Source organism: Pseudomonas sp. A2, assembly GCF_023100865.1.
In the GTDB taxonomy this organism is placed as follows: domain Bacteria; phylum Pseudomonadota; class Gammaproteobacteria; order Pseudomonadales; family Pseudomonadaceae; genus Aquipseudomonas; species Aquipseudomonas asiatica.
In genome coordinates this window covers 5,696,811-5,719,196 of record NZ_CP039127.1, presented here as the reverse complement: position 1 = coordinate 5,719,196, position 22,386 = coordinate 5,696,811, and the positions used below count along the sequence as shown (strand labels likewise).

General features: G+C 63.4%; 15 protein-coding genes. 11 read left to right on the top strand and 4 right to left on the bottom strand.

Going from position 1 to position 22,386, the window contains the following annotated elements; translation table 11 throughout:
- The first annotated feature begins 6 nt into the window (after positions 1-6).
- The 9 genes from E5221_RS26370 (at position 7) to E5221_RS26330 (ending at position 13,674) form a co-directional block, all read left to right on the top strand.
- Positions 7-1,008, top strand: coding sequence for a pilus assembly protein PilP (locus E5221_RS26370; protein WP_247847768.1), 1,002 nt, complete (start codon positions 7-9; stop codon positions 1,006-1,008).
- Positions 932-2,200, top strand: coding sequence for a type IV pilus secretin PilQ family protein (locus E5221_RS26365; RefSeq protein WP_082044629.1), 1,269 nt, complete (start codon positions 932-934; stop codon positions 2,198-2,200). The genes E5221_RS26370 and E5221_RS26365 overlap by 77 nt, the downstream gene beginning before the upstream one ends.
- Before the next feature lie 4 nt (positions 2,201-2,204).
- A complete protein-coding gene (aroK, locus tag E5221_RS26360) occupies positions 2,205-2,723 on the top strand; it encodes a shikimate kinase AroK (protein WP_015272136.1) in 519 nt (172 codons plus the stop codon).
- Positions 2,724-2,819: 96 nt separating this feature from the next.
- The gene (gene aroB / locus E5221_RS26355) at positions 2,820-3,917 is read left to right on the top strand and encodes a 3-dehydroquinate synthase (RefSeq protein ID WP_013974602.1); all 1,098 of its coding nucleotides are present in this window, start codon (positions 2,820-2,822) and stop codon (positions 3,915-3,917) included.
- Between the two features lie 15 nt (positions 3,918-3,932).
- A complete protein-coding gene (locus E5221_RS26350; RefSeq protein ID WP_100412792.1) occupies positions 3,933-5,567 on the top strand; it encodes an AAA family ATPase in 1,635 nt (544 codons plus the stop codon).
- A 372-nt stretch (positions 5,568-5,939) separates the two neighbouring features.
- A complete protein-coding gene (gltB, locus tag E5221_RS26345) occupies positions 5,940-10,385 on the top strand; it encodes a glutamate synthase large subunit (RefSeq protein ID WP_013974600.1) in 4,446 nt (1,481 codons plus the stop codon).
- 106 nt (positions 10,386-10,491) lie between these two features.
- On the top strand, positions 10,492-11,910 hold the full coding sequence (locus E5221_RS26340) for an FAD-dependent oxidoreductase (protein ID WP_013974599.1): 1,419 nt from the start codon (positions 10,492-10,494) through the stop codon (positions 11,908-11,910).
- 235 nt (positions 11,911-12,145) lie between these two features.
- On the top strand, positions 12,146-13,210 hold the full coding sequence (gene hemE / locus E5221_RS26335) for a uroporphyrinogen decarboxylase (RefSeq protein ID WP_247846674.1): 1,065 nt from the start codon (positions 12,146-12,148) through the stop codon (positions 13,208-13,210).
- Positions 13,211-13,326: 116 nt separating this feature from the next.
- Positions 13,327-13,674 carry a NirD/YgiW/YdeI family stress tolerance protein gene (locus E5221_RS26330; RefSeq protein WP_039612521.1) on the top strand — a complete coding sequence of 116 codons (348 nt, stop codon included), beginning with the start codon at positions 13,327-13,329 and terminating at the stop codon, positions 13,672-13,674.
- A 100-nt stretch (positions 13,675-13,774) separates the two neighbouring features.
- On the opposite strand, the gene E5221_RS26325 is transcribed toward E5221_RS26330, so the two are convergent.
- Positions 13,775-14,962, bottom strand: a complete 1,188-nt coding sequence (locus E5221_RS26325; protein ID WP_247847767.1) for an MFS transporter — start codon at positions 14,960-14,962, stop codon at positions 13,775-13,777.
- A 166-nt stretch (positions 14,963-15,128) separates the two neighbouring features.
- Here E5221_RS26325 and E5221_RS26320 point away from each other — a divergent pair, with 166 nt between their 5' ends.
- Positions 15,129-16,031 (top strand): LysR family transcriptional regulator, encoded by a 903-nt coding sequence (locus E5221_RS26320; protein WP_123085565.1) that lies wholly within the window; start codon positions 15,129-15,131, stop codon positions 16,029-16,031.
- Between the two features lie 79 nt (positions 16,032-16,110).
- Positions 16,111-16,884 (top strand): ParA family protein, encoded by a 774-nt coding sequence (locus E5221_RS26315; RefSeq protein WP_025340949.1) that lies wholly within the window; start codon positions 16,111-16,113, stop codon positions 16,882-16,884.
- On the opposite strand, the gene trxC is transcribed toward E5221_RS26315, so the two are convergent.
- The 3 genes from trxC to mscK form a co-directional block, all read right to left on the bottom strand.
- Positions 16,881-17,315 (bottom strand): thioredoxin TrxC, encoded by a 435-nt coding sequence (trxC, locus tag E5221_RS26310; protein ID WP_039612518.1) that lies wholly within the window; start codon positions 17,313-17,315, stop codon positions 16,881-16,883. The two genes, E5221_RS26315 and trxC, sit on opposite strands and share 4 nt — an antisense overlap.
- Before the next feature lie 69 nt (positions 17,316-17,384).
- A complete protein-coding gene (gene selO, locus E5221_RS26305; protein ID WP_247846673.1) occupies positions 17,385-18,845 on the bottom strand; it encodes a protein adenylyltransferase SelO in 1,461 nt (486 codons plus the stop codon).
- Between the two features lie 180 nt (positions 18,846-19,025).
- Positions 19,026-22,361: a mechanosensitive channel MscK gene (gene mscK, locus E5221_RS26300; protein WP_061550461.1), complete on the bottom strand. Its 3,336-nt coding sequence runs from the start codon at positions 22,359-22,361 to the stop codon at positions 19,026-19,028.
- Between the last annotated feature and the right edge of the window lie 25 nt (positions 22,362-22,386).

Sequence of the window (22,386 nt, the reverse complement as noted above, 5' to 3'; positions counted from 1 at the left end):
GCACAGGTGCTCGGCTGGCTGGCCATGGCCGAGCGCTTCAGCCGCATCAGGCAGCTGGCGCCATTGCTGGTGGCCTTGGCGTTGTTCGGCCTGGGCTGCGCCATACGTCTGCCTGCAGCGCTGCAACAGCAGGCGCAGGAGGAGGCCCGGCACGCCGAGTTGCACGAACAGCATTCAGCCGGCGCGGTGCAGCTGGCCGAGTTGGAGCAACTCCACGCGTCGGTAACCATCGCCGAGCAACGCTTGCGCGAGGCGCACTGGCACCTGGCGGCCGGTGAGGGCATGAGTGACCTTCTCGAACGTCTGGCGGCTTCGGGGCATGCGCATGGCTTGCTGATCGAACGCTTCGACGTCCATGAAGACGAACGGCAGGCCGGTTTCCGCAAGGTGCCGCTGGAGCTACAGGTGGTGGGGCGATACGCGGCATTGCGCCAGTGGCTGGGTGACTGGTTGGGCCAGGCGCGTGTGTTGCGCAGCGTTGACCTGCAACTGGCTCCAGCAGATGGCAAGCCTGGGCTGCTGCGCCTGCAGTTGCGGGTTGATGCCTATCAGGCGCTGGCGCCTGTGTCGCAGCCTGCGATGCTTGCGCGCATGCCTGCCAGCAGCGGGACGGCAGCGCCCGCAGTCGACCCGTTTGCGCCTGGAGCGACGCGCTTGGCGGGCGACGGGTTGGCCGGCGTGCCTTTGGCGCAACTGGAGATGGTCGGCAGCCTGTCACGTGGAGCGGAACACGAAGCACTGCTGATGGCGGCGGGCAGGCTCTATCGCGTACGCCCTGGGGACCGGGTCGGGCGTGACCAGGGGGTGGTGGCGAGAGTTGATCAATCCCAGGTCGAAGTACGCGAACGGCTGTTCATGGCAGGGGGGTGGCATGAACGCACGGCGTTCATCACGCTGGCAAAGCACCTGGGCAAGGAGGCCCCGGATGACGATGAAAAGATTGATGAAATGGATGCTGGCAGCCCTGCTGCCGTTCCCGCTGGCGTCGGCAATGCCTTATCAGGGTGAACCACTGTCGCTGAACTTCCAGGATGTGGAAGTGCGCTCGGTGCTGCAGGTGCTGGCTGACTATGCCGGTGTCAACCTGGTTGCCAGCGATGCCGTGCAGGGTAGCGTCACCTTGCGCCTTGAGGATGTTCCATGGGACCAGGCGCTGGATCTGGTGCTGCGCAGCAAGGGCTTGGCCCGGCGACAGGAGGGCAATGTGCTGTTGGTGGCGCCCGCGGCGGAGTTTGCCGCGCAGTCTGTCGATGCCCATGTGGGCCAGGCGCTGGATGCACAGTTGCAGCCGTTGCGTCGGGAGCTGTTGCCCATTCATCACGCCAAGGCCGCCGAGCTGGCAGAGCTGCTGCTGGCGAGCCTGGCGGATGACGGCATCCTCACCGGTCGGGGCAGCCTCAGTGTCGATGAGCGCACCAATACGCTGGTGGTGCACCAGCCGGCAGATCGCCTTGCCGAGCTGAGGCAACTGGTGGCGCAGCTGGATGTGCCGGTGCGTCAGGTGGCGATCGAGGCACGTATCGTCGAGGCCAACGTCGATTACGAGAAAAGCCTGGGGGTGCGCTGGGGTGGGCCGCTGTATGTCGAGAGCCCGCGCCCGGGCAAGGATCTGTTCGTCGATCTCGGGGTGGAGCGGGTGGGCGGCAGCATCGGCCTGGGCCTGCTGCGTGGCGACGTGCTGCTCGACCTGGAGCTCAGTGCCATGGAAAAGAGCGGTAACGGCGAAATCATCTCGCAGCCCAAGGTGGTCACGGCCGACAAGGAAACGGCCAGGATCCTCAAGGGTACCGAGGTGCCATACCAGGAAACCAGCAAGAGCGGTGCCACCTCGGTAGCGTTCCGCGAAGCCTCGTTGTCGCTGGAAGTGACCCCGCAGATCACCCCGGACAACAAGGTGATCATGACCGTCAGGGTGACCAAGGACGAGCCGGATTACGTCAATGCCTTGAACAACGTACCGCCGATCCGCAAGAACGAGGTCAATGCCAAGGTTCGCGTGACGGACGGAGAAACGATCGTGATCGGTGGCGTGTACTCGACTTCGCAAAACAATGTGGTCGACAAGGTGCCATTTTTCGGCGATCTGCCGTATGTTGGGCGGCTGTTTCGACGCGATGCATTACAAGAGAAAAAATCCGAGCTGCTGGTCTTCCTGACTCCGCGTATCATGAGTGACCAGGCGATTGCTGTGAGTCGTTGATTCTGTGCGAAATTTGATACTTGTGGGGCCCATGGGTGCTGGTAAAAGCACCATCGGACGCCTATTGGCCAAAGAGCTGCGCCTGCTGTTCAAGGATTCCGACAAGGAAATCGAACTGCGATGCGGCGCCAACATCCCGTGGATTTTCGACAAGGAAGGCGAGCCGGGTTTCCGTGACCGCGAGCAGGCGATGATCGCCGAGCTGTGCGCACTCGATGGCGTGGTCTTGGCGACCGGCGGTGGCGCGGTAATGCGTGAAGCCAACCGCAAGGCCCTGCACCAGGGTGGCCGGGTGATCTATCTGCATGCTTCGGTCGAACAGCAGGTTGGTCGCACCGCGCGTGATCGCAATCGCCCCCTGTTGCGCACCGCCAATCCCGAGGCGACCTTGCGCGCCCTGCTGGAAGCCCGCGACCCGCTCTACCGCGAGATCGCCGACCTGGTGGTAGAAACCGACGAGCGGCCGCCACGCATGGTGGTGATCGATATTCTCGAGCGCTTGCAGCAGTTGCCGCCCCGTTAGCCCGGGACTATTCTCGGCCACCAGCGCCGAGGCGAGGTTCAACGTAACCGCGTAGGTGCCCGAGCGGCGCCGCGCACAAGTACATTGTGGGGATACATGCAGACACTAAAGGTCGACCTGGGCGAGCGTAGCTACCCGATCTACATTGGCGAAGGCCTGCTGGACCAGCCTGAGTTGCTGGCGCCGCACATTGCCGGGCGGCAGGTTGCCATTGTTTCCAACGAGACCGTCGCGCCCCTGTATCTCGAACGCCTGAGCAAGACCCTGGGGGCCTATTCGGTGCTGCCAGTGGTATTGCCCGATGGCGAAGCCCACAAGAACTGGGAAACCCTGCAGCTGATCTTCGATGGCCTGTTGACTGCACGGCACGACCGCCGCACCACCGTGGTTGCCCTGGGTGGCGGCGTGATCGGTGACATGGCCGGCTTCGCTGCCGCCTGCTACCAGCGCGGCGTCGACTTCATCCAGGTGCCGACCACTTTGCTGTCCCAGGTCGACTCCTCGGTCGGCGGCAAGACCGGCATCAACCACCCGTTGGGCAAGAACATGGTCGGTGCCTTCTACCAGCCCAATGCGGTGCTGATCGACACCACCAGCCTCAAGACCCTGCCGTCGCGCGAGCTGTCCGCAGGCCTGGCCGAAGTGATCAAGTACGGACTGATCTGCGACAAACCGTTCCTCGCCTGGCTCGAGGACAATATGCAGGCACTGCGTGCCCTCGACCCGGTGGCGCTGACCGAAGCCATCCGCCGCTCCTGCGCGGCCAAGGCCGCGGTGGTGGGTGCCGACGAGCGCGAGTCTGGCGTGCGCGCCACGCTGAACCTGGGGCACACCTTCGGGCATGCTATCGAGACCCACATGGGTTACGGCGTGTGGCTGCACGGCGAAGCCGTGGCGGCGGGCACGGTGATGGCTCTGGAGATGTCCATGCGCCTTGGCTGGATCGACCAGGCCGAGCGCGATCGCGGAATCCGCCTGTTGCAGGACGCAGGCTTGCCGGTGGTGCCACCACAGGAGATGACCCCGGCGCATTTCATGGAGCACATGGCGGTCGACAAGAAAGTGCTCGACGGCCGACTGCGTCTGGTGCTGCTGCGCCAGATGGGCGAGGCCGTGGTGACCGACGACTATCCGAAAGAGATTCTACAGGCCACGTTGTCGGCGGATTACCGCGCGATCGTGGCCCAGCTTTGAGGTTGTGACAGCGCAATGACCAGTTTGCATGCCGATGAGGCCTTTCTCGACCATTACCAGTTGAGCCATGATCCGTTCGCGCCCCGCGTGCCCGGCTTCAAGTTCTTCCCGGCCCAGCGCAAACCCGTGCTCGGCCAGCTGCATCACCTGGCGCGCTACAGCCAGCTGATGCTGGTTGTCACCGGCCCGCTGGGCAGTGGCAAGACCCTGCTGCGCCAGGCCCTGGTGGCCAGTACCAACAAGCAGGCGGTGCAGAGCGTGGTGGTGTCCGCCCGTGGCGCCAGCGATGCCGCCAGCGTACTCGGCCAGGTTGCACAGAACCTGGATGTGGCCGAGGCCGAAATGCAGGCGATCCTGGCCAAGGTGGTGCAACTGGCACTGACCGGCCAGGAAGTGTATTTGCTGGTGGACGATGCGGAACAACTCGACGAGTCGGCACTCCAAGCGTTGCTGGAATTGGCGGCGGGTGTACCGGAAGGGCGCCCGCACGTGTTCCTGTTCGGTGAGCCGTCGCTGATTGCCGGGCTGGACGAGATCAATATCGAGGAAGAACGCTTCCACATCATCGAACTCGCCCCCTACAGTGAAGAAGAAACCCGCGAGTACCTGGAGCAGCGCCTGGAAGGTGCTGGCCGGGGCATCGAGGTGTTCAGTCGTGAACAGATCGTCGATATCCATGAAAACTCCGACGGCTGGCCTGGCAACATCAACCAGGTCGCCCGTGACACTTTGATCGAAGCCATGATCGCCAGCCGCTCGACGGCCAAGCGACCATCCATGGGGTTCAAGATGCCTAAAAAACATGTGCTCGCGCTGTCCGCTGTGGTTGTGGTCGCCGTTGCGGCCGCGGTGTTGATGCCGAAGAAAGGTGACAAGGCGCCTGCCGAAGCGCCGGCCGCCCAGGCCCAGCTGCCGCTAGGCGAGGGCCAGGCCAATGGTGGCAACCCCGCCATCGAGTTCTCGGGTTCGTCCCAGCCGATGCCGCTGCCGCTGGTTGGCCAGTCGCAGCCGGTGATGCGCGAGCCACTGGCCCAGGCCGCGGGCATGGGCGAGGGTGAAGAGGGCAGCCCGGCCGGTGATACCGCCCTGCAGCCAGGCAACCCGCCGCCAACCGTGACCACCATCGCGCCGCCGCAAGGTGTGCCAGCGGGCCCGGCACCGGTACCTGCCCAGCCAGTAGCCGCGGCGCCAGCCCAGCCAGTACAGACGCCACCGCAGCCGGTTGCGCCTGCGCCAAAACCTGTCGCAACCCAACCTGCCAAGCCGGTTGCGCCTGCCAAGCCTGCACCAGCACCGACCCAGGTCGCCGTGGCCAAGCCGGCCGCCAAGCCTGTCGAGAAGCCGGCAGCCGGTGGCAGCGGCAACAGCGGCTGGTACGCCGGGCAGAAACCGGGCAATTACGTGGTGCAGATCCTGGGTACCAGCTCCGAGGCTTCGGCTCAGGCGTTCGTGAAGGCTCAAGGTGGCGACTATCGCTACTTCAAGAAAAACCTGCAGGGCAAGCCGCTGTACGTAGTTACTTACGGCAACTTCGCCAACCGCGACGCAGCGGTTGCGGCAATCAAGAACTTGCCAGCGAAGGTCCAGGCTGGTAAACCTTGGCCACGTACCGTCGCCAGCGTCCAACAAGAGCTGGCCTCGGCCCGCTGATACCTTCCGGGCGGCACCACCCCGCCGCCCAGTTGCTGAGCGATTACTGACTTTCGACTAGCCTGCTGCGTTGTCACGCGGCAGGCTTTTCTGTCCCAGACTGCCGGCCACAAGCCTTACTTGCAGTCATGGCTGAAACGCTTCAGACTCGAGCCAAGCCGCTATCACGGCGCATGGCGCAAAAACATTCAAAATTGCGACATAAATTTTCAATGGTGAGACATGAAAATTTGTGAGCATCGCTGTCGCTGTGCAACAATGGTTTTCCATGGCCACCGCAAAAAAGCTGGCGTTTGATCGGCGTGGATGGTAAGTGGTTGTTAAAAAAGAGATTTACCTCCGTTGAGAGGTGAACCTGGTGAGAATGTGTCTATGAAAACAGGTCTGTACCATCCCGAAGAATTCAAGGACAACTGTGGTTTTGGCCTGATCGCCCATATGACGGGCGAACCGAGCCACCACCTTCTGCAAACCGCCATGCAGGCACTGACCTGCATGACCCACCGAGGCGGTATCAACGCCGACGGCAAGACCGGTGACGGTTGCGGTCTGCTCATGCAGAAGCCCGATCAATTCCTGCGTGCCGTGGCCCAGGAGCACTTCGCCGTCGAGCTGCCCAAGCAGTACGCCGTCGGCATGGTGTTCTTCAACCAGGACCCGGTCAAAGCGGAAGCCGCCCGCGCCAACATGGACCGCGAAATCCTCGCTGCTGGCCTGAAACTGGTCGGCTGGCGCAAGGTGCCGATCGATACCAGCGTGCTCGGCCGCCTGGCCCTTGAGCGCCTGCCACAGATCGAGCAGGTGTTCATCGGCGGTGAAGGCCTGAGCGACCAGGAATTCGCCATCAAGCTGTTCAGTGCCCGTCGCCGTTCGTCCGTGGCCAACGCCCACGACGCCGACCACTACATCTGCAGCTTCTCGCACAAGACCATCATCTACAAAGGCCTGATGATGCCGCGCGATCTCGCGGCCTTCTACCCGGACCTGGGTGACGAGCGCCTGCAAACCGCGATCTGCGTGTTCCACCAGCGCTTCTCCACCAACACCCTGCCGAAATGGCCGCTGGCGCAGCCGTTCCGCTTCCTCGCCCACAACGGCGAGATCAACACCATCACCGGCAACCGCAACTGGGCCATGGCCCGTCGCACCAAATTCGCCAACGACCTGATCCCCGACCTCGAAGAGCTCGGCCCGCTGGTCAACCGCGTCGGCTCCGACTCCTCTAGCATGGACAACATGCTGGAGCTGATGGTCACTGGCGGCATCGACCTGTTCCGTGGCGTGCGCATGCTGGTACCGCCAGCCTGGCAGAACGTCGAGACCATGGACGCCGACCTGCGTGCCTTCTACGAATACAACTCCATGCACATGGAGCCGTGGGATGGCCCGGCCGGTATCGTCATGACCGAAGGCCGCCATGCGGTGTGCCTGCTCGACCGTAACGGCCTGCGCCCGGCGCGCTGGGTGACCACCAAGAACGGCTACATCACCCTGGCGTCGGAAATCGGCGTATGGGACTACAAGCCCGAGGACGTCATCGCCAAGGGCCGCGTTGGCCCGGGCCAGATCTTCGCCGTGGACACCGAAACCGGCCAGATCCTCGACACCGACGCCATCGACAACCGCCTGAAGTCGCGCCACCCGTACAAGCGCTGGCTGCGTCAGCACGCCACGCGTATCCAGGCGACGCTGACCGATGACCAGGGCGTGGCCAGCTACGACGCTGACCAGCTCAAGCAGTACATGAAGATGTTCCAGGTCACCTTCGAAGAGCGTGACCAGGTGCTGCGCCCGCTCGGCGAGCAGGGCCAGGAAGCGGTCGGCTCGATGGGTGACGACACGCCGATGGCCGTTCTGTCGCAGCGCGTGCGTTCGCCGTACGACTTCTTCCGCCAGCAGTTCGCCCAGGTGACCAACCCGCCGATCGACCCGCTGCGCGAAGCGATCGTCATGTCCCTGGAAATCTGCCTGGGCGCCGAACGCAACATCTTCCAGGAATCCCCCGAGCACGCTTCGCGGGTAATCCTGAGCTCGCCGGTCATCTCGCCCGCCAAGTGGCGTTCGCTGATGAACCTGGAGCGCGAAGGTTTCGACCGCCAGCTGATCGACCTCAACTATGAAGAGAGCGTCGGCCTGGAAGCGGCCATCCGCAACATCGCCGACCAGGCTGAAGAAGCCGTGCGCGCTGGCAAGACCCAGCTGGTGCTGAGCGACCGCTACATTGCCCCTGGCAAGCTGCCGGTGCACGCCTCGCTGGCCGTTGGTGCGGTACACCACCGCCTGACCGAACAGGGCCTGCGTTGCGACAGCAACATCCTGGTGGAAACCGCCACCGCCCGCGACCCGCACCACTTCGCCGTGCTGCTGGGCTTCGGTGCCTCGGCCGTTTACCCGTACCTGGCCTATGAAGTGCTGGCTGACCTGATTCGTACCGGCGAAGTTCTGGGCGACCTGGACGAAGTCTTCAAGTACTACCGCAAGGGCATCTCCAAGGGCCTGCTGAAGATCCTGTCGAAGATGGGTATCTCCACCATCGCCTCGTACCGTGGCGCGCAGTTGTTCGAAGCCATCGGCCTGTCCGAGGAAGTGGTCGGCCTGAGCTTCAAGGGCGTTTCCAGCCGCATCAAGGGTGCGCGTTTCGCAGACCTGGAAAGCGACCAGAAGCTGCTGGCAGCCGAGGCCTGGAGCGCGCGCAAGCCGATCCAGCAAGGCGGCCTGTTGAAGTTCGTTCACGGTGGCGAGTACCACGCCTACAACCCGGATGTGGTCAACACCCTGCAGGCTGCCGTGCAGCAGGGCGACTATGCCAAGTTCAAGGAATACACCACGCTGGTCGACCAGCGTCCGGTGTCGATGATCCGCGACCTGCTGAAGGTGAAAGTGGCTGACCAGCCGCTGCCGCTGGAGCAGATCGAGCCGCTGGAGGCGATCCTCAAACGCTTCGACTCCGCCGGTATTTCGCTGGGTGCACTGTCGCCGGAGGCTCACGAAGCGTTGGCCGAGGCGATGAACCGCCTGGGCGCGCGTTCCAACTCTGGCGAGGGCGGTGAAGACCCGGCGCGCTACGGCACCATCAAGAGCTCGAAGATCAAGCAGGTGGCCACCGGCCGCTTTGGCGTGACCCCTGAGTACCTGGTCAACGCCGAAGTGCTGCAGATCAAGGTTGCCCAGGGCGCCAAGCCCGGTGAAGGCGGACAGCTGCCAGGCGGCAAGGTCAACGGCCTGATCGCCAAGCTGCGTTACGCGGTACCGGGCGTGACCCTGATCTCGCCACCGCCGCACCACGACATCTACTCGATCGAAGACCTGGCCCAGCTGATCTACGACCTCAAGCAGGTCAACCCGCAGGCCCTGGTTTCGGTCAAGCTGGTGGCAGAAGCCGGCGTCGGCACCATCGCCGCCGGTGTGGCCAAGGCCTATGCCGACCTGATCACCATCTCCGGCTACGACGGTGGTACCGGTGCTTCGCCGCTGACCTCGATCAAGTACGCCGGCGCCCCATGGGAGCTGGGCCTGGCCGAGACCCACCAGACCCTGCGCGGCAACGACCTGCGCGGCAAGGTACGGGTACAGACCGACGGCGGCCTGAAGACTGGCCTGGACGTGATCAAGGCAGCCATCCTCGGCGCTGAAAGCTTCGGCTTCGGTACCGCGCCGATGATCGCACTGGGCTGCAAGTACCTGCGCATCTGCCACCTGAACAACTGCGCTACCGGCGTGGCCACCCAGAACGACAAGCTGCGCAAGGATCACTACATCGGCACCGTCGACATGGTGATCAACTTCTTCACCTTCGTCGCCGAAGAAACCCGTGAGTGGCTGGCCAAGCTGGGCGTACGCAGCCTCGGCGAGCTGATCGGCCGTACCGACCTGCTCGACGTGCTGCCAGGCGACACCGAGCGCCAGCAGTACCTGGACCTGACGCCGCTGCTGGGCAGCTCGCACATCCCGGCTGACAAGCCGCAGTTCTGCGAAGTCGACAAGAACCCGCCGTTCGACCAGGGCGAGCTGGCCGAGAAGATGGTGGAAATGGCCATGCCGGCCATCCGCGACCAGGCCGGTGGCGAGTTCAGCCTCGACATCTGCAACTGCGACCGCTCGATCGGTGCGCGGGTCTCGGGTGAAATCGCCCGCCTGCACGGCAACCAAGGCATGGCTGCGGCGCCGATCACCTTCCGCTTCAAGGGTACTGCGGGCCAGAGCTTCGGCGTGTGGAACGCCGGTGGCCTGAACCTGCACCTGGAAGGCGACGCCAACGACTACGTTGGCAAGGGCATGACCGGTGGCAAGGTCACCATCGTGCCGCCAGCCGGCAGCCCGTTCGAAACCCAGCACAGCGCCATCGTCGGCAACACCTGCCTGTACGGCGCCACTGGCGGCAAGCTGTTCGCCGCCGGTACTGCTGGCGAGCGCTTCGCTGTACGTAACTCCGGCGCCCACGCTGTTGTCGAGGGCACTGGCGATCACTGCTGTGAGTACATGACCGGCGGCTTTGTCTGCGTGCTGGGCAAGACCGGTTACAACTTCGGTTCTGGCATGACTGGCGGCTTCGCCTACGTGCTCGACATGGACAATACCTTCGTTGACAAGCTCAACCATGAGCTGGTGGAAATCCAGCGTATCAGTGGTGAAGCGATGGAGGCCTACCGCAGCCACCTGGCGCGGGTCCTTGCCGAGTACGTGGAAGAGACCGGCAGCGAGTGGGGGCGTGAGCTCTCGGAGAACCTGGACGACTACGTGCGGCGCTTCTGGCTGGTCAAGCCGAAGGCAGCCAACCTGAAGCAACTGCTGTCCAGCACCCGTGCCAACCCGCAGTAACAACAGCTGCAAGTGACGGCCCCGTGCGCGGGTCCCGTCGTGCTCAAGTGATCGTCTTGCAGCTTGCAGCCTGAGGCTGGCAACTGCGGTAAAGAGGTTTTGAAAAATGGCTGAACGTCTGAACAACGACTTCCAGTTCATCGAAGTGGGCCGCAAGGACCCGAAGAAAAAGCTGCTGCGCCAGCGCAAGAAGGAGTTCGTGGAAATCTACGAGCCGTTCAAGCCGCAGCAGTCCGTGGAGCAGGCGCACCGCTGCCTTGGCTGCGGTAACCCGTATTGCGAATGGAAGTGCCCGGTACACAACTTCATCCCCAACTGGCTGAAGCTGGTTTCCGAAGGCAACATCCTGGCTGCGGCGGAGCTGTCGCACCAGACCAATACCCTGCCGGAAGTGTGCGGCCGCGTATGCCCGCAGGACCGCCTGTGCGAGGGTGCCTGCACCCTGAACGACGGCTTCGGTGCGGTGACCATCGGCTCGGTGGAGAAGTACATCACCGACACCGCCTTCGCCATGGGCTGGCGCCCGGACATGTCCAAGGTCAAGCCAACCGGCAAGCGCGTTGCCATCATCGGTGCCGGCCCGGCCGGCCTGGGCTGTGCCGACGTATTGGTACGTGCCGGCGTGACCCCGGTGGTGTTCGACCGAAACCCGGAAATCGGCGGCCTGCTGACCTTCGGTATTCCCGAGTTCAAACTGGAAAAGACCGTGCTCAGCAACCGCCGTGAAGTGTTCACCGGCATGGGCATCGAGTTCCGCCTGAACACCGAGGTGGGCAAGGACGTGACCATGGAGCAGCTGCTCGCCGAGTACGACGCGGTATTCATGGGCATGGGTACCTACACCTACATGAAGGGCGGCTTCCCGGGCGAGGACCTGCCGGGCGTGCATGACGCGCTCGACTTCCTGATCGCCAACGTCAACCGCAACCTGGGCTTCGAGAAGTCGCCGGAAGACTTCGTCGACATGCAGGGCAAGAAGGTGGTGGTACTGGGCGGTGGTGACACCGCGATGGACTGCAACCGCACCTCGATCCGCCAGGGCGCCAAGTCGGTGACCTGCGCCTATCGCCGTGACGAGGCCAACATGCCGGGTTCGCGTCGTGAGGTGAAGAACGCCAAGGAAGAGGGCGTGAAGTTCCTCTACAACCGCCAGCCTATCGCCATTGTCGGCGAGGACAAGGTCGAAGGCGTGAAGGTGGTCGAGACCCGTCTCGGCGAACCGGACGCCCGTGGCCGCCGCAGCCCGGAGCCGATCCCGGGGTCTGAAGAGATTCTGCCGGCCGATGCCGTGGTCATCGCCTTCGGCTTCCGCCCGAGCCCGGCGCCTTGGTTCGAGCAGCATGGCATCCAGCTGGACAGCCAGGGCCGCGTGGTTGCACCAGAGAAGGGCAAGTTCAAGCATCAGACCAGCAACCCGAAAGTGTTTGCCGGCGGCGACATGGTGCGTGGGTCGGACCTGGTGGTGACGGCTATCTTCGAAGGGCGTACTGCTGCTGAAGGTATCCTGGACTACCTGGAAGTCTGATTGATTGTCGGGGCCGCTTCGCGGCCCATCGCGACACAAGGCCGCTCCTACAGGGATCGCGTACTTCCTGTAGGAGCGGCCTTGTGTCGCGATGGGCTGCAAAGCAGCCCCAACGGCATTTTTGTATACAAAAATCCTTGATCCATGGCATCCAATAGACAAAACGCATGGCCTTGACCGTGCCTTTTGCGCTGGCGTCTGAGAAAATGCCCGCACTATTTTTCCGGATGCCGACATGACTGCCCTGAAGAACGATCGTTTCCTGCGTGCACTGCTCAAGCAACCCGTAGACGTCACCCCGGTGTGGATGATGCGCCAGGCCGGCCGCTACCTGCCGGAGTACCGCGCCAGCCGCGCCAAGGCCGGTGACTTCATGAGCCTGTGCATGAACCCGCAGTTCGCCTGCGAGGTCACCCTGCAGCCGCTGGACCGCTACCCGCTGGACGCGGCGATCCTGTTCTCGGACATCCTGACCATCCCCGATGCCATGGGCCTGGGCCTGTACTTCGAAAGCGGCGAAGGCCCGCGCTTCAAGAAAGTCGTCAGCACCCCGGCCGACATCGAGGCGCTGCCAATCCCCGATCCGCAGAAAGACCTCGGCTACGTGATGGACGCGGTCAGCACCATCCGCCGTGAGCTCAACGGCCGCGTGCCGCTGATCGGCTTCTCCGGCAGCCCGTGGACCCTGGCCACCTACATGGTCGAAGGCGGCTCGTCGAAGGACTTCCGCAAGACCAAGGCCATGGCCTACGACAACCCGCAGGCCCTGCACCTGCTGCTGGACAAGCTGGCCCAGTCGGTCACCAGCTACCTCAACGGCCAGATCCTCGCTGGTGCCCAGGCCGTGCAGATTTTCGACACCTGGGGCGGCAACCTGTCGGCGGCGGCTTACCAGGAGTTCTCCCTGGCCTACATGCGCAAGATCGTCAGCGGGCTGATCCGCGAGCACGAGGGGCGCAAGGTGCCGGTGATCCTGTTCACCAAGAACGGCGGCCTGTGGCTGGAAAGCATCGCCGAAGCCGGCGCCGACGCGCTGGGCCTGGACTGGACCTGCGAGATCGGCGACGCCCGCCACCGCGTGGGTGACAAGGTTGCGCTGCAGGGCAACATGGACCCGACCGTGCTGTACGCCAAGCCCGAGGCAATCCGCAAGGAAGTGGCGCGCATCCTGGCCAGCTATGGCCACGGCACAGGCCATGTGTTCAACCTCGGCCACGGCATCACACCGGAAGTCGACCCGGAGCACGCCGGCGTGTTCATCAACGCCGTGCATGAGCTGTCGGCGCAGTACCATCAGTGAATTGATCTCTGAACACGAAAGCCCGGCCATGAGCCGGGCTTTTTGTTGCATTAAGTTTTAATTCAGCGATCGTCGTTAATCTGGTCCCATCGAAACCGAAACAGGACCTGATCCTTATGAAAGCACGTTATCTTGCGTTGATCCTCGCCCCCTTGTTCAGCACAGCTGCCTTGGCTGCCGGTTATACCGGCCCCGGTGCCCAGTCCGTCACCACCGTAGCTGCGGCCAACGATGCTGCCGACGACACCCCAGTGGTGCTGCAAGGCTTCGTGACCAAGAAGATCAACAACGACGACAAGTACGAGTTCAAGGACAACACCGGCACCATCACCGTGGAAATCGATGATGAAGACCTGCCGCCGACGCCGTTCAACGACAAGACCAAGGTCAAGCTGACCGGTGAGGTGGAGAAGCACCTGATGAGCCGGGAGGTGGATGTGGATATGGTCGAGATCATCAACTGATCCGCTGGCCTCTTCGCGGGTGAACCCGCTCCCACAGGTACGGCGCTTCCCTTATTTCTAGCGCGGTCCCTGTGGGAGCGGGTTTACCCGCGAATGGGCCTCAAGCAGTTTTCGGTGGTAGCCTGCTCAGGTGCAGCGCCACCAGCAACGCCACCGCCAGCAGGCTGCCAATGAACAGCCCGATGCCATTCCAGCCCCACTGGTGCCAGAACACCCCGCCCGCCGTACCGGCCACACTCGACCCTGCGTAATAGCTGAACAGGTACAACGACGACGCCTGTCCCTTGGCCTTCAAAGCCCTGCGGCCGATCCAGCTGCTGGCCACCGAGTGCGCGCCAAAAAAGCCGAAGGTGAATACCAGCATACCGACGATCACCATCACCAGCGGGCTGGCCAGGGTCATCAGCAAACCGCCCGCCATCACCACGATACTGGCCCAGAACACCTTGCGCCGGCCCAGTTTGTCAGCCAGCGCGCCGACCTGCGCCGAGCTGTAGATGCCCGACAGATAAACCACCGACAGCAAGCCGACCAGCGCCTGGTTCATGTGATAGGGCTCGGCCAGCAGGCGGTAGCCGATGTAGTTGAACAGGGTGACGAATGCGCCCATCAGCAGGAAGGCTTCGAGGAACAACCAGGGTAGTCCGGCATCCTTGAAGTGCATGACGAAGCCATCCAGCAGGCTGCGTGGGTTCATCGCCTGCGGGTGGAAATTGCGCGATTCGGGCAGCACCCTCCAGAACACCAGCGCCGCAACCAAGGCCAGGCCGCCGATGGTCAGCATCGCCGTGTGCCAGCTGACGAAATCGATCAGCACGCCGGTGATCAGGCGCCCGCTCATGCCGCCAATGGCGTTGCCACCGATATACAGGCCCATGGCCAGGCCAATGTGCTGCGGGTGGATTTCTTCGCTCAGGTAGGTCATCGCCACCGCCGCCAGGCCGCTCAGCGACAGGCCGACCAGGGCGCGGGTGGCCAGTACCAGCTCCCAGCTCGGCATCACCGCGCTGGCCAGGGTGGAAAGGGCGGCGCATACCAGGGCAAACACCATCACCGGCTTGCGCCCGATGCGGTCAGAGATAGGGCCGGTGATCAGCAGGCCGAACGCCAGCATGGCTGTGGAGACCGACAGCACCAGGCTGCTCTGCGCCGCATTGATGGCAAATTCCTTCGACAGCAACGGCATCATCGGCTGCACGCAGTACAGCAGGGCGAAGGTGGCGAAGCCGCCGCTGAATAGCGCCAGCACGGTCTTCATGAAGGCGGGGGTGCCTTTTTCGATCCACATTTCGTTCAGCGGTGCAGGTTCTGGCTCGGCGGGAAGGGCAGCTGCAGCAGTTTTCACGGGCGGGTACCTCTGGCGCAATGAAAAAAAGCATATAGCTGGCTAATGATTAGATCCAATATATTGTTCGACCTATTTGAGATGTTTTGCGACCTGTTCGGAGCTGATCATGGAACTGCGCCATTTGCGTTACTTCATCGCCGTGGCCGAAGAGCTGCATTTTGGCCGCGCTGCCCAGCAACTGGGTATTTCGCAGCCGCCCTTGAGCCAGCAGATCCAGGCGCTGGAGCAGGAACTGGGTGCCCGGCTGTTCGAGCGCACCAACCGTCGGGTGGAGCTGAGCGAGGCGGGTCGATTGTTCCTCGAGGAGGCCCGTCAGGTGTTGGCGCAGGTGGAAAAGGCTGCCGATGTCGCCCGGCGTGCGCAGTTGGGGGAGTTGGGGGAGATGAAGATCGGCTTTACCTCCTCGGCCCCGTTCACCTCGAAGATCCCCAAGGCCATCCACGCGTTTCGCCAGCGCTTCCCGGCGGTGCACCTGAACCTCAAGGAAATGAGCAGCCGCGATGTGGCGGAAGGGGTGTTCGACGAGTCCATCGAGGTCGGGCTGATGCGGCCGATGCCGCTGCCGGAAGGGCTGATGGCCACCGAACTGTTTCGCGAGCCGCTGGTGGCGGTGATCAACGCCTCGCATCCACTTGCCGAAGGTACGGAGCATGGCGTGCACATGACCGCCCTGGCCAATGAGCCGTTCGTGTTCTTCCCGCGCAGCTATGGCAGCGGGTTGCATGCACAGTTGCTGAGCCTGGCGCGCCAGGCGGGTTTCAGCCCGCATTTTGCCCAGGAGGCGGGGGAGGCGATGACCATCATCGGGCTGGTATCGGCAGGGCTTGGGGTATCGGTGCTGCCGGCGTCGTTCCAGCGCATGCGCATCGAGGGGGTGGTCTATCGTACGCTGCTGGATGAAGGGGCGATGTCGGCTGTGTGGCTGGTGCAGCGCGAGCATGGTGGGTCGGCGATGGCACGGGCATTTGCCGAGTTGCTCACGGGGCAGGTGGTTGGCGGGGCAGTGTAGTTGTTCCGGGCAAATGGCACTGGTCATTGCCGCAGCGGCGCCACATACTCGGGCATTCGTTGATACACGGAGGTCAATCATGCGGCGCGTGGTGTTCAATCAGAAAGGTGGTGTGGGCAAGTCGAGCATCGCTTGCAACCTGGCGGCTGTGAGCGCCAGCGAAGGTTATCGGACCCTGCTGATCGACCTGGATGCCCAGGCCAACTCGACCCAGTACCTGACTGGCCTGACCGGCGACGATATCCCCATGGGCATCGCCGACTTCTTCAAGCAAAGCCTGTCCAGCGGGCCGTTCAGCAAGAAGAACCAGGTCGATATCTACGAAACCCCGTTCGACAACCTCCATGTGGTCACCGCCACGGCCGAGCTGGCCGATCTGCAGCCGAAGCTTGAGGCGAAGCACAAGATCAACAAGCTGCGTAAGTTGCTCGACGAACTGGACGAGGACTACGAGCGCATTTACATCGATACCCCGCCAGCGCTGAACTTCTATGCGGTTTCCGCACTGATCGCCGCCGATCGCGTGCTGATTCCTTTCGACTGCGACAGCTTCTCGCGCCAGGCCCTGTATGGCCTGCTGGCCGAGATCGAAGAACTCAAGGAAGACCACAACGAAGACCTGGTGGTCGAAGGCATCGTGGTCAACCAGTTCCAGTCCCGCGCCAGCCTGCCACAGCAGATGCTCGACGAGCTGCTGGCCGAAGGGCTCCCGGTGCTACCGGTGTACCTGGGCAGCTCGGTGAAGATGCGTGAGTCGCACCATGCCAGCCTTCCGCTGATTCACCTGGAGCCCAGGCACAAGCTGACCCAGCAGTTTGTCGAGTTGCATTCGCTGCTCGAAGAGAACGCTTAGACCCCCTGGTTACGCAACCACTCCAGCAACGACTGGAGTGGTAACGCCCCGGCCTGACGGCTGACTTCACGGCCATTCTTGAACAGCAGCAGGCTGGGGATAGAGCGGATGCCCAGTTGCCCGGCCAGGTTGCGGTTGGCTTCGCTGTCGAGCTTGGCCAGGCGGCAGCGGCCGGCCAGTTGGCGGGCGGCCTGTTCGAAGGTGGGGGCGAAGGATTTGCACGGGCCGCACCAGTCGGCCCAGATGTCGACCAGCAGTGGCAGGTCGCCTTTGATCTGGCTGGCGTAGCTGGCTTCGGTGAGTTCGAAGGGGGTGCTCAGCAGCACGTCCTGTTTGCAGCGGCCGCATTTCGGCGCGTCGCCCAGGCGCTCGGCGGGCAGGCGGTTGAGGCCGTTACAGTGGGGGCAGGGGATTACCAGTGGGTCGGACATGTCGTTTCCTTGTGTTGTTTGTTCGGGCCCTATCGCCGGCAAGCCAGCTCCCACAGGGTTCGGAGTTGGTCAGGAGGAGCAGCTGATTTCCAGGTGCTTGCCCCATTCCGGCGGGCGTTCGGCATAGCGCTGCATCCCGGCCTGCTCCTCGAACGGTTTGCTCAACACCTGATGCAGCCGTCGCACTTCACTGTAGTCCCCCGCTTCGGCCGCTTCGATAGCTTTCTGTGCCAGGTAGTTGCGCAGCACATACAGCGGGTTCACCGCATGCATGCGCTCACGCCGCCCTTCGGCATTATCCGCTTCGCGCTCGCAGCGGGCCAGGTAGTCCGCCCCCCAGGCATCGAAACCGGCCAGGTCGATGAAGTCGTCACGCACCACCTTCAGCGCCTCGGCCACGGCCTGATCGCCCAGCTTGCGGAAGAACAGGTTGTAGTCCACTCCACCGCTCTGCATGCGCTGCAACAGGCGTTCGACCAACGCCATGTCGTCCTCTTCCGCGGTGGTCAGGCCCAGGCGGCGGCGCATCAGGTCCAGGTAGTGTGCCTGGTACAGCGGCAGGAACAGGCCCAGCGCCTCTTTGAGTGGTTCGACTTCGATCACCGTGGTCAGCGCCTGGGCCAGCGCACTGAGGTTCCAGTGGGCGATCGGTACCTGGTTGGCGTAGCTGTAGCGGCCACGGTCGTCGGAGTGGTTGCAGATGAAGTTGGCGTCGAAGTCGTCGAGGAAGGCATACGGGCCGAAGTCGAAGGTGATACCGAGGATCGACATGTTGTCGGTGTTCATCACCCCGTGACAGAAACCATAGGCTTGCCAGCGGGCGATCAGTTCGGCATTGCGCTCGACGATGGTGCGGAACATGGCCAGGTAGGGCTGTTCGGCATCGCGGCATTCCGGATAGTGCTGCTCCAGCACATGGTCGATCAGCACCCGCTGCTGTTCTGGTTGCCTGGTGTAGTAGAAGTATTCGAAATGCCCGAAGCGCACATGGCTTTGCGCCAGGCGGGTGAGCATGGCCGCGCTTTCGCGGGTTTCGCGCCAAACCGGGGTGCTCGAGCCGATCACGCACAGTGCCCGGCTGCTGGGAATGCCCAGGGCGTGCAGGGCCTCGGAGGCGAGGAACTCGCGGATCGAGGAACGCAGCACGGCGCGGCCGTCGCCCATGCGCGAGTAGGGCGTCTGGCCGGCGCCCTTGAGGTGCAGGTCCCAGTGCTCGCCCTGATCATTCAGCACTTCGGCCAGCAGCAGGCCGCGGCCATCACCCAGGCGCGGGTTGTAGGAGCCGAACTGATGGCCGGAATAGACCATCGCCCTCGGGTCGGCCTCTTCCCATAGCTTGTGGCCGCTGAACAGCTCGGCGAAAACCGGCAGCTCTACCTGGGCCGGGTCGAGGTCGAGCAGCGCCATGGCCGACTCGCTCGCTACCACCAGGCGTGGGTCTGCGATGGGTTCGGGCAGGACCTGGGTGGAGAACGCGTCGCCCAGGCGGGCGAAGCGATTGTCGAAGGTGAGTTGGTCGAGGGCTTTCACGGGGCCGGCTCCAGAAATTGATGGGCTGGGGCCGCTTTGCGGCCCTTCGCGGGCAAGCCCGCTCCCACAGGTATTGCGCAGTGCCTCAGAGCGGCGCGGCCCTTGTGGGAGCGGGCGCGCCCGCGAACGAGGGCGAAGCCCTCGCAGGGATTCTGCACAGAATAAAGTATTAGAGCCCACTCAGGCCGAAGCAGTGCCATCCGGTTTCGGCTGCTCCACCGGAATCAGCTGCTGTTTGCCGCCCTTCGGATCCATCAGAAACACCTCGACCTGGCGCACCGAGATCTTGATGTTGTGTGCCTTGAACTCGCGGTTGATGTAGCGGTTGATCTCGTCCAGCGTCGGGTTGCGGTCGCCCAGGTCGCGTACATGCATGCGCAGCTCGTGGTCCAGCGAGCTCTCGCCGAAGTTGAGGAAGTACACGATCGGCTCCGGGTCCTTGAGCACGCGTGGGTTTGCGTGGGCGCCCTTGAGCAGCAGGTCGCGCACCAGGTCCAGGTCCGAGCCATAGTCGATGCCCAGCTTCAGCGTTACCCGGGTGACGGTGTCGGTCAGCGACCAGTTGATCAGCTGACCGGTGATGAAGGTCTTGTTGGGGACGATGATGTCCTTGCGGTCGAAGTCGGTAATCGTGGTGGCGCGGATGCGGATTTTGCTCACCGTGCCCGACAGGTTGCCGATGGTGATGGTGTCGCCAATCCGTACCGGGCGCTCGAACAGGATCATGATGCCGGAGATGAAGTTGGCGAAGATTTCCTGCATGCCGAAGCCCAGGCCCACCGACAGCGCGGCCACCAGCCATTGCAGCTTGTCCCAGCTGACCCCGAGGGTCGACAGGGTGCTGACGATACCGACGCCGACGATGACATAGGACAGCAAGGTAGTAGTGGCATACGCACTGCCCTGGGCCAGGTTGAGCCGCGACAGCACCAGGACTTCGAGCAGGCCGGGCAAGTTCCGTGCGAGGGCGAAGGTGATGCCGATGATGACCAGCGCACCGAGGAAGTCGCCCAGGCTGATCGGCACCATGCTGGCGGTGGCACCGGTGCCGCTGGAGTACTCGTACAGGGTGAAATTGTTGAGGTAGGCGAACACCGAGATCAGGTCCGACCACACCCAGTACAGGCCGGCGATGAAGCCGCCGAGCAGGGCCAGGCGGATCAGGCGCAGCGACTGCTGGTTGACCTGTTCGATATCCAGCGTTGGTTCTTCTGTGATGACTTCGCCATCCAGCCCTTCCTTGGCCGCCGCCCGCTTGCTCAGGGCGCGCTGGTAGGCCAGGCGCCGTGCCGCCACCGACAGGCCACGCACGAACGCGGCTTCGATCACCAGCCAGAACAGCAGCAGGTACAGGGTGTAGATCAGCCGGTCGGTAAGTTTCAGCGCGGTGTAGTAGTAGCCGAAGCACACGGCCACGAACAGGGCGATGGGCAGGGCGGTGAAGGCCACGCCAACGGCCTTGCGGAACAGCGAGGTGTCGCGGTGTGCCGGGCTGCTGAGCAGCAGGCGGCTGAGCAGCCAGGCCATCAGTGCGTAGCAGGTCAGTACCACGCCGATACCCAGCACATCATCGGCCAGCGCCGAAGGCTGATGTTCGGCCACCGCCACCACACCGACCAGTGCCAGTACCACGGTGCCCAGGCGCCGCACCCAGCCGCGCAGGAACTCGACCTGCGGCTTGTGCCAGCGGAAGTGGATTTCCGCCACGCCGCCCGGGGCGAGGATGCGGTAGGCGGTGTAGAACACCAGCCAGGCCTGGGCCAGTTGCCAGAGGGCGGCGCCGAGGTTGGCATTCTGCCCGCGGGCGTCGATCTGCAGGGCGTAGCTGCACAGGGCCAGGCCCAGGCTGACCGGCATTGCCAGCAGGATGTTGATGAAGATCGCCTGGGGCGTGTGCCACTGGCTGTCACGGCGGAAGTGGCCGATGTCCTGGTGCACCTTGCCCAGCCGTTGGTACAGGTATTTGCGCCGCCACAGCAGGCCGCCGATCACCAGCAGCAAGGGCAGGAACAGCAGCGGGCGCTGGCCCAGCCCATCGGCCAGTTCCTTGAGGCCCGAACCCCAGGGCAGGCTGGCTACCTGGTCGGCAAAGCGTGCCGGCACCAGGCTCAGCCATTCCCAGTCCAGTGGCTTGTTGCTGGGAATCCAGAACATCTGCTCTTCGAGCGTGGTGCGCAAGCCCTGGGCGGTGCCGAGCAGCTGCTTCTGGTTGAGCTGCAAGGTGATCGATTCGTTGAGCAGTGCCGACAGCTCCCGGCTGAGGCGTTCGAGCAGGTCGACGCGGGTAATCATCACCTCCAGCAGCGCCTTGCGCAGCTGAGGGGTAACCTGCTCCTGCGGCTGGCCGAGCAGCAGGTTGTCGACGTACGCGGCGGGGCTGCTCATCTGCTCGCGTTGCTGGTTCACTTCGAACTGGTAAAGACGGATATCGGCGATCTGGTCAGCCAGGTCGCGGTCCACTTTCAGGTGCGGCAGGGCCTGTTTCTGCTTGTAGAGGATCTTGGACAGCAGCAGGCTGCCCTTGAGCACGCTGATCTGTTCGTCGAGGGCCTGGTCGGCCTGGGTCAGGCTGTCTAGCTGCTGCTTGCTGCGCAGGTTCTGCTGGGTCAGCTCGTTGAGGCGGTCGGTGCTCTTGAGCAGGTAGTCGGACAGTTTCAGGTTGGCAGCGCTTTCGTTGGCCAGCAGGGTGCTGCCGCCGGCTTTCTGCGCTTCGATCGATTGCTGGGTGACCGCCTGCTGCGACTGGGCCAGGCGCTTTTCGTTGATCAGCGATTGCAGGTCCTGGATTTCCTGCTCCATTCGTGTGGCGCGCTCGATCAGCAGGTCGTGACGGGCATTGCCCAGGTCCTGCAGCAGGCCGTTGCCGGCCAGTTCCTGGCGGCGCAACGAGGTCAGGGCATTGAGCGACGCCAGCTCGGCATTGAGCTTGTTGCGTTGGTCGCTGTTGAGTGGCTTGCCGTTCTCCTTGCCGCTCTTGAGGCTGAGGTTGATCTGCTGGGTACGTGTCTGGTTGTTGCTGATTTCTGCCTGAGCCCGCTCTGGGCGGGTCTGCGAGTTGATGATCAGGCTGTTGGCATCCGACAGTGCCTTTTGCAGTTCGCCTTGTTGCGTACTGCGCTCGCTGAGCATCTGCTCCAGCTGTGGCACGTTCAGGGTGGCGTAGCGTTGGGCCACCGGCAGGGGCTTGCTGGCCTTGAGCTTGATCAGCTCGCGCTGGCTGTCGGCGGTTTCCTTGGGCGCGCCAGCCAATTGCTGCTTGAGTGCCTCAAGCTTCTTTTCGCTGTCTTCCTTGCTGAGCAGCAGTGCCAGGGTCTGTTCCAGCACCTGTTGCTGGGCCTTCTGCTCCGGTGTCTGTTGCGCAGCCTTGGGGTCGGCCTCGGCACCCTTGGGCTGGGAAATCTTGTTCAGGCTGCTCTGGATGCTGGTCGTGGTGGGAAGCTCGGCCGCGCCAGCGGCGAACGAGAGAGACAGGCACAGCCCGAACAGGGCTGTGCGGAGGTACACGCGCAGGGACATAGGCAGACTACTTGTGGATCCGGCA

Bases quoted from the DNA above. Each gene is read 5' to 3' on its own strand.
- trxC (WP_039612518.1), bottom strand. From the start codon at position 17,315: ATGTCCGACCCACTGGTAATCCCCTGCCCCCACTGTAACGGCCTCAAC.
- E5221_RS26320 (WP_123085565.1), top strand. From the start codon at position 15,129: ATGGAACTGCGCCATTTGCGTTACTTCATCGCCGTGGCCGAAGAGCTG.
- E5221_RS26315 (WP_025340949.1), top strand. From the start codon at position 16,111: ATGCGGCGCGTGGTGTTCAATCAGAAAGGTGGTGTGGGCAAGTCGAGC.
- aroB (WP_013974602.1), top strand. From the start codon at position 2,820: ATGCAGACACTAAAGGTCGACCTGGGCGAGCGTAGCTACCCGATCTAC.
- E5221_RS26365 (WP_082044629.1), top strand. From the start codon at position 932: ATGAAAAGATTGATGAAATGGATGCTGGCAGCCCTGCTGCCGTTCCCG.
- mscK (WP_061550461.1), bottom strand. From the start codon at position 22,361: ATGTCCCTGCGCGTGTACCTCCGCACAGCCCTGTTCGGGCTGTGCCTG.
- hemE (WP_247846674.1), top strand. From the start codon at position 12,146: ATGACTGCCCTGAAGAACGATCGTTTCCTGCGTGCACTGCTCAAGCAA.
- E5221_RS26325 (WP_247847767.1), bottom strand. From the start codon at position 14,962: ATGTGGATCGAAAAAGGCACCCCCGCCTTCATGAAGACCGTGCTGGCG.
- E5221_RS26350 (WP_100412792.1), top strand. From the start codon at position 3,933: ATGACCAGTTTGCATGCCGATGAGGCCTTTCTCGACCATTACCAGTTG.
- gltB (WP_013974600.1), top strand. From the start codon at position 5,940: ATGAAAACAGGTCTGTACCATCCCGAAGAATTCAAGGACAACTGTGGT.
- E5221_RS26330 (WP_039612521.1), top strand. From the start codon at position 13,327: ATGAAAGCACGTTATCTTGCGTTGATCCTCGCCCCCTTGTTCAGCACA.
- E5221_RS26340 (WP_013974599.1), top strand. From the start codon at position 10,492: ATGGCTGAACGTCTGAACAACGACTTCCAGTTCATCGAAGTGGGCCGC.